The following is a 5,618-nucleotide window of genomic DNA, read 5'->3' on the forward strand; positions in this document are numbered from 1 at the left end:
GCGCGGCGGCCCCGGCGATCCATTCGGCGGCGAGCCCGGTCTTGAAATCCGCGCCTTTCGCCGCCCACAGCACGCGGCATTTATGCTTCGAGAGCACGCCGACATTGCCGAACAGCGCATCCATATCGCCCTGGGAGCGCGCCGCCCCGCCGGTATTGGCGACCGCCATCGCAAGAACGCCCGCCTTCGGCCAGAATTTCGGCCAGTAGGGCTAAATCGCCCAAGGCCCGTTCGCGCTGTTTGCCGGGGACATAGAGAATGAGGCGCGGCAGCGTGCCGTGATCGCTGGTCAGGCGGGCGCGTAAATCTTCCGACGTGGCGGGCACCGGCTGCACGGTCCAGCCGCGCTGGCCAACCGGTCGGCTTGAGGTTCGAAATCCTCCAAGATCAGCGCGCGGGTCTGCGGCAGCGCATCCAGCGGCGCGCCCGCCCCGAGCCCCTGCACGAGGATCGGCCCGGTTTCGGGAGGGGCAATCAAGCCCCGGTCGAGCGCTACCGCAAGGGCGGCCTGTTCGGTCTCAGTCATCCCTCTCCCCTACAGCGGGATGGGGGCAAAAGGAAGACGAAACGATGACGCGCGTGCGACGGGTTTTGCCACCGCTTGCGTGTTTGTGAATAAACAGGCATAAATAGGCGGAAACACGCATTATCGAGATTAAACATGATTCTTGCAGAAGAGCGGCGGCAGCATATTTTGCAGGCGATCACTCAGCAGGGGCGCGTCGTTGCCGCCGATCTGGCGCAGCGCTTCGCCACCTCGGAAGATACGATCCGGCGCGATCTGCGCGATCTCGACCGGGCAGGAAAACTGCGGCGGGTGCACGGCGGCGCGGTGCGCCCGTCAGCGCTAACCTCCGACTTCCGCGAGCGCGTGGCGACGGATTTGCCGCGTAAACAGGCGCTGGCGGCGGTGGCGGTCGGGTTGATCCAGCCCGACGATATCGTGCTGATCGACGCGGGCAGCACCAATCTCGCGCTTGCGCATCTGCTGGAGGATGGCGCGGCGATGGCGATTGTCACCAACTGCCCGGCGATTGCGGTGGCGCTCGGGCAGTTCATCCGCACGGAAGTCATCATGCTCGGCGGTACGGTCGCGGGCGGTACCGGCTCGGTGCGCGGGGCACGGACCTTGAAGGCGCTCGCCGATATTCGCGCCGACCTCTGTTTCATCGGGGCCTGTGGGCTCGATCCCGCCTACGGGCTCGCGGCGTGGGAGGGGGAGGATGCGGCGCTGAAACAGGCGATGATCTACGCCAGCCGCCGCGTCGTCTCCGCGATTGTCACCGAAAAGCTCGCGCGCCCGGCACCGTTCAAAGTTGCCGATGTGTCCAGCCTCGATCAGATCATCGTCGAGGCCGATGCCCCCGCCGATCTGCTGGCGCGGCTCCGCGCCGCCCCGGACGCCCCCGATATTCTGATAGCCGGACAGGAACCCCGTTGATGCCCGCCAACCTTCGCGCCCGCTGGGTGATCTCGGCGATTTTTCTCGCCAATGGTATGGGCTACGGCCTGTGGGCCGCCCATGTGCCGATTCTGCGCGATGCGCTGGGGCTGACGGAAAGCGCGCTCAGCCTCATTCTGATGCTGGTGGCCGTGGGGGCTTTGCTCGGTATGCCGGTATCCGGCTGGTTGGGCGGGCGCATCGGCACCCATCGGGCGACGCAGATTTTTCTGCCCTTGGCGCTTGTCTCGGTCGTGCTGCCGATCCTGCTGGCGGTCTTCCTGCCGGAAACCGCGCCGCGCCTGACCCTGGTGGCCATCAGCGCCATTCTGTTCGGGCTCGGCAATGGCGCGCTCGACGTGGCGATGAACGCCCAGGCCAGCACGGTGGAAAAAGCGCTGGGCTATCCGATGCTGTCCAGTTGTCATGGCTTCTTCAGCCTCGGCGGGCTGCTCGGCGCCGGCCTCGGCGGCGGGTTGATCCTGATCGATTTTGGGCGCGGCGAGGGGATGGCGGCGGTTCTGTTCGTGGCGCTCGTGCTGCTGACCTTGCCCGCACGGCATTTGCTGCCCGCCGCCGCCGAGGCGGAAACCAAGAAAAAATTTCCCTTTACGGGCGCGGTGTTCGCGCTCGGGGCGCTCGCCTTCGGCTGCTTTATGGTCGAAGGCGCGGTTGCTGATTGGAGCGCGCTGCTGCTGACGATTGTCTTGCCGCCGGGAGCCTCGGTCGGGTGGGCGGCGGCGGGCTATACCGCCTATTCGCTGGCGATGGCCTGCTGCCGCTTTGCGGGTGATCGGATCGTCGGGCGTTTCGGCCCCGTGCGGACACTCGCCGCTAGCGGTATCGCCATTGCCGCCGGGCTGCTGATTGCCGTGACGGCCCCAGTACTGGTTGTCGGCGCGGGCGGTTTCGTTTTGGTTGGGCTGGGGGCGGCGAACGTCGTGCCGGTGCTGTTCCGTGCGTCGGCCAATCTGCCGGGCATTAGCCCCAGCGCGGGCGTTGCTGCCGCTGCGAGCTTGGGCTACGCCGGGTTTCTGATCGGCCCACCGCTGATCGGTTGGGGGGCGGCGCACTCTAGCCTTAATCTGGCGCTGGGTGCGCTCGCCGTCATGGGGCTGGCGTTGCTCGCGGGGCGGCGGTTGGTGATGCGGGCCTAAGGCACGATCATGCGTATGGCGGCGGGATGGACGGTGAAAATGGCGGGCGTCGCGCCCAGCAATTCGCCGTCCATATTGATCGGCTTGGCGCGTCGCGTCGCGATCTCGAAGCGCCGCCCGCGTAAGGTGCGGACCTCCGGGCTCAGGCCGTGGTGGCCGGTGGGGAAGGAGGCGGCGATGGCCAGCAGTTTCCAAACTGCCTTGAATTCCAGCGAATATAGATCGAGTTGGCCGTCGTTGATGTCGGCCCCCTGTTCCACGACCATGCCGCCGCCATAATGCCGCCCGTTGCCGACGGCGATTTGCAGAGTCTTTACCAGGATCGTGTGCCCATCCTCGCCGGTAATGGCGGCATGGAAGGGCCGGGCTTCGGCCAGCGCCCGCAAGAGCGCCCAGAGATACCCGAGCCGTCCCCAGCGCTTCTTGCTGGTGCTGGACAGTTTGTCGGCCAGCTTCACCGACAGGCCGAGGCTAGCGACATTAAAAAAGAAGGCACCGTTCACCTCGCCGAGGTCGATGGCTTTCAGTTGCCCGGCGGCGATGACGCGCGCCGCTTCTGCCGGGTCCAAGGGCAGGCCGAGCGTGCGGGCGAGGTCATTGGCGGTGCCGGCTGGAATCAGCCCCAGCGGCAGGCCGGTGCGAAACGTCGCGGCGGCGACCGAATTGGCCGTGCCGTCGCCGCCGACCGCGACGATGAGGTCGGCGCCGTGGGTTTGGTCGCACAGGCGGTCGGTCAGGGTTTCCCGTTCGGCGGTGTCGATCGGGATAAGGTCGATCCCCCGTTCGGCGAAAACGCTTTCGACTGGGCGGAGGGCGGCGCTGCCTCGGCGACTGCCGGGATTGGCAACGAGAAGGGCGCGGCGCGGCGTGGTCGATCCGGTCATGATTCCTCCTCGGTTAGGGCCGGTTAGGGAGCGGGAGCATCGTGGCGGAAATATGAGAAGAATCACAGGGTGAGAGTAATTTATAATCGCGCACCGGAGCGGCCACGGCGACTGGCCGGAGGGATTGGGACTCTTGCGCGCGTTCGAGGCGACGCTCGGGGATTGAGTTTTCCCGCGCCCAAAAGTGACGCGTTAGTCAAGATGGAAACATCATAAGCGGCAATTGTCTAAGCTTTAGGCAGACCAGCGCTTTCCGCATTGGACAGATCGGGCGCGCCGGGAAAGGCTCAATCGGACTCCCACGAACTGGACCGCCCATGCCCGACGCCGATCTTGCGCCCCATTCCTTCCACACCCCGGCCGCCGATGGCACCGTGATCCACGGCACGCTCTGGTCGGGGGCGGGCGAGAGGCCGGTCGTGACGATCCACTGCGCGACGGCGGTGCATAGCCGCTATTATGCCCGGTTTGCCGCGTGGCTGGCGGCGCAGGGGTTCGACGTGCTGACGTTATGATTATCGCGGTATCGGCGGCTCGCGCGCCGGGCCGTTGCGCGGCTTTGCGGCGGATTGGATCGATTGGGCGCGGCTTGATGCCGAGGCGGTGATGGGCTTTGCCGAAAGCCGCTTTCCGGGCCGCGCCTATTATGCCGTTGGCCATTCCATCGGCGGCGTCTGCGTCACGCTGGCCCCCGCCAGTCACCGGCTGACCCGGATCGTCACCGTGGGGGCGCAGTTTGCCTATTGGCGCGATTACGCCCCGGCGCAGCTCTGGCAGATGCTGCTGCGCTGGCATCTCTTTATGCCGATGCTCACCGAGGTGCTGGGCTACTTCCCCGGCAAGCGCTTGGGCTGGCTCGAAGACGTGCCTAAGGGCGTGGTGCGCAATTGGAGCCGGATGGGGCCGCGCTTGGAGACGGCGCTGCGGCGCGGGCGGCACGGCGTGCTTCCCTTAGACGCGCGCCAGATCGCCCCGCAGGTCGCCGGAATAACGGCCCCCGTGCTGGCGGTGAGCAGCACCGACGATCCCTTCGCCACAGTCGCGGCCACCGAGCGGTTGCTCGCCTATCTGACTGGGGCCGAGCGCTATCATTTGCGGCTCGATCCCAGTTTGGTTGGGGTGCCCGAGATCGGCCATTTCGCCTTTTTCCACGCGCGGTTTCAGCCGAGCCTGTGGCCGTTGGTTCCGGCGTTTCTCACCGAAGGCCGTCTGCCCGGCGCGGGGATTGGCAGCGTGACGCGCTTTTCGTGAAACCCCTTGCCCCTGATATTTATTGCCGCCGAGGGCGAAAATCAGCCATACCCGGCCCCAGCAAGCGGATCGCTATGGATCGGCGGATTTTTCGATAGATGGGAGTTGGGGCATGGCAGAATTTCTCTATAAGGGCGACCTTCCCGATGGGCTGTCGCTGGGGCCGGTCGTGGCGATTGATAGCGAAACCATGGGCCTGAATATTGGGCGCGACCGCCTCTGCCTCGTGCAGCTTTCGGGCGGCGACGGCAATGCCCACCTCGTGCAAATGCCGATGCCGGGCAAATATGGCCGCATGGAAGCGCCGAACCTCGCGCGCCTGCTCGCCGATCCGGACGTGCTGAAGCTGTTCCACTTCGGGCGCTTTGATATTGCCGTGATGCGCCATCACCTCGGCGTGCTGACCGCCCCGGTCTATTGCACCAAATCGCCTCGCGCCTCGTGCGCACCTATACCGACCGGCATGGGCTGAAGGATCTCGCCCGCGAAACCATCGGCGTCGATCTCTCCAAGCAGCAGCAATCGTCCGACTGGGGGGCCGAAACCCTGACGCCGGAGCAACTGGTTTATGCTGCCTCCGACGTGCTCTATCTCCACGCCATCAAAGCCAAATTGGATGCCGCTTTGGAGCGCGAAGGGCGCACCGAATTGGCGCAAGCCATGTTCCGCTTCCTGCCGCACCGGGCCGAACTCGATTTGATCGGCTGGCCGGGCGATGTTTTCGAGCATTGATTCTACGGGAAAATCCCCTGTGGGGTTTGCCGGGTGTGAGTTGCTGTATTCTGCAAATTTACGTCTTTTTTGACAAATTGTTGCTGATATGCAACACGGCATTGCTCTACCGCACGGGGGGGCGAATGCGTCATTTTTCAAGGCGGTAGCAGG

General features: G+C 65.3%; 6 protein-coding genes and 1 pseudogene. 5 read left to right on the plus strand and 2 right to left on the minus strand.

Annotated features, from left to right (window positions below; genetic code table 11):
* Nucleotides 1–289: 289 nt before the first annotated feature.
* Entirely contained in the window at nucleotides 290–526 is a 237-nt protein-coding gene (locus VZ95_RS14980) for a hypothetical protein (protein WP_045776574.1), read from the minus strand.
* A gap of 135 nt (nucleotides 527–661) precedes the next feature.
* Here VZ95_RS14980 and VZ95_RS14985 point away from each other — a divergent pair, with 135 nt between their 5' ends.
* Both VZ95_RS14985 and VZ95_RS14990 read left to right on the plus strand, forming a co-directional pair.
* Complete coding sequence (locus VZ95_RS14985; protein ID WP_045776575.1) at nucleotides 662–1,441, plus strand: DeoR/GlpR family DNA-binding transcription regulator; 780 nt, start codon at nucleotides 662–664, stop codon at nucleotides 1,439–1,441.
* On the plus strand, nucleotides 1,441–2,598 hold the full coding sequence (locus tag VZ95_RS14990; RefSeq protein ID WP_045776576.1) for an MFS transporter: 1,158 nt from the start codon (nucleotides 1,441–1,443) through the stop codon (nucleotides 2,596–2,598). Before VZ95_RS14985 ends, VZ95_RS14990 begins: the two co-directional genes overlap by 1 nt.
* On the opposite strand, the gene VZ95_RS14995 is transcribed toward VZ95_RS14990, so the two are convergent.
* Nucleotides 2,595–3,482 carry a lipid kinase gene (locus VZ95_RS14995; RefSeq protein WP_045776577.1) on the minus strand — a complete coding sequence of 296 codons (888 nt, stop codon included), beginning with the start codon at nucleotides 3,480–3,482 and terminating at the stop codon, nucleotides 2,595–2,597. The genes VZ95_RS14990 and VZ95_RS14995 overlap by 4 nt on opposite strands.
* A gap of 317 nt (nucleotides 3,483–3,799) precedes the next feature.
* Between VZ95_RS14995 and VZ95_RS25755 the strand changes: the two genes are divergently transcribed.
* The 3 genes and pseudogenes from VZ95_RS25755 (at nucleotide 3,800) to VZ95_RS15005 (ending at nucleotide 5,465) form a co-directional block, all read left to right on the plus strand.
* Complete coding sequence (locus tag VZ95_RS25755) at nucleotides 3,800–3,997, plus strand: hypothetical protein (RefSeq protein WP_198148328.1); 198 nt, start codon at nucleotides 3,800–3,802, stop codon at nucleotides 3,995–3,997.
* A 34-nt stretch (nucleotides 3,998–4,031) separates the two neighbouring features.
* Nucleotides 4,032–4,733 carry an alpha/beta hydrolase family protein gene (locus VZ95_RS15000; protein ID WP_198148329.1) on the plus strand — a complete coding sequence of 234 codons (702 nt, stop codon included), beginning with the start codon at nucleotides 4,032–4,034 and terminating at the stop codon, nucleotides 4,731–4,733.
* Between the two features lie 112 nt (nucleotides 4,734–4,845).
* A pseudogene (locus VZ95_RS15005) lies at nucleotides 4,846–5,465 on the plus strand (ribonuclease D).
* Nucleotides 5,466–5,618: the final 153 nt, after the last annotated feature.

It is taken from the genome of Elstera litoralis (assembly GCF_000963705.1).
GTDB lineage: Bacteria > Pseudomonadota > Alphaproteobacteria > Elsterales > Elsteraceae > Elstera > Elstera litoralis.

Coding starts and splice junctions, on each gene's coding strand:
- VZ95_RS14980 (WP_045776574.1), bottom strand. CDS start 526: ATGACTGAGACCGAACAGGCCGCCCTTGCGGTAGCGCTCGACCGGGGC.
- VZ95_RS14985 (WP_045776575.1), top strand. CDS start 662: ATGATTCTTGCAGAAGAGCGGCGGCAGCATATTTTGCAGGCGATCACT.
- VZ95_RS14990 (WP_045776576.1), top strand. CDS start 1,441: ATGCCCGCCAACCTTCGCGCCCGCTGGGTGATCTCGGCGATTTTTCTC.
- VZ95_RS14995 (WP_045776577.1), bottom strand. CDS start 3,482: ATGACCGGATCGACCACGCCGCGCCGCGCCCTTCTCGTTGCCAATCCC.
- VZ95_RS25755 (WP_198148328.1), top strand. CDS start 3,800: ATGCCCGACGCCGATCTTGCGCCCCATTCCTTCCACACCCCGGCCGCC.